The sequence below is a fragment of the Pseudomonas sp. FSL R10-1350 genome, from assembly GCF_009600525.1.
GTDB classification, from domain to species: domain Bacteria; phylum Pseudomonadota; class Gammaproteobacteria; order Pseudomonadales; family Pseudomonadaceae; genus Aquipseudomonas; species Aquipseudomonas helleri.
In genome coordinates this window covers 1-640 of the sequence record NZ_WIVR01000172.1, presented here as the reverse complement: position 1 = coordinate 640, position 640 = coordinate 1, and the positions used below count along the sequence as shown (strand labels likewise).

The 640-nt window shown below is 59.5% G+C and carries 1 pseudogene; it reads left to right on the top strand.

Annotation, left to right across the window (positions count from 1 at the left end):
* Positions 1-640 (top strand): annotated as a pseudogene (locus GHO25_RS25700) (Tn3 family transposase); the annotation flags it as partial.

Sequence of the window (640 nt, the reverse complement as noted above, 5' to 3'; positions counted from 1 at the left end):
CGCAAATATTTCGGCCGCGGCAAGGGCGTCGTCGCCTACACGCTGCTGTGCAATCACGTGCCGTTGAACGGCTACCTGATAGGCGCACACGAGTACGAGGCTCACCACGTGTTCGACATCTGGTACCGCAACACGTCGGACATCGTGCCGAGCGCGATCACCGGCGACATGCACAGCATCAACAAGGCCAACTTCGCCATCCTGCACTGGTTCGGACTTCGTTTCGAGCCGCGCTTCCCCGACCTCGACGACCAGTTGCAGGAGCTGTATTGCGCCGATGATCTGGCATTGTACGAGAAATGCCTGATCCGGCTGGCCAGATCGACCGGCAACTCATCGTCGGTGAGAAGGAGAACATCGACCGAATCGTCGCCACACTGGGCCTGAAGGAAATGACGCAGGGCACGCTGATCCGCAAGCTGTGCACCTATACGGCGCCGAACCCGACGCGGCGCGCAATCTTCGAGTTCGACAAGCTCATCCGCAGTATCTACACACTGCGCTACCTGCGCGACCCGCAACTGGAGCGTAATGTTCACCGCTCGCAGAACCGCATTGAGTCCTATCACCAGCTACGCTCGACCATCGCCCAAGTCGGTGGGAAGAAGGAATTGACCGGCCGCACCGACATCGAAATCGA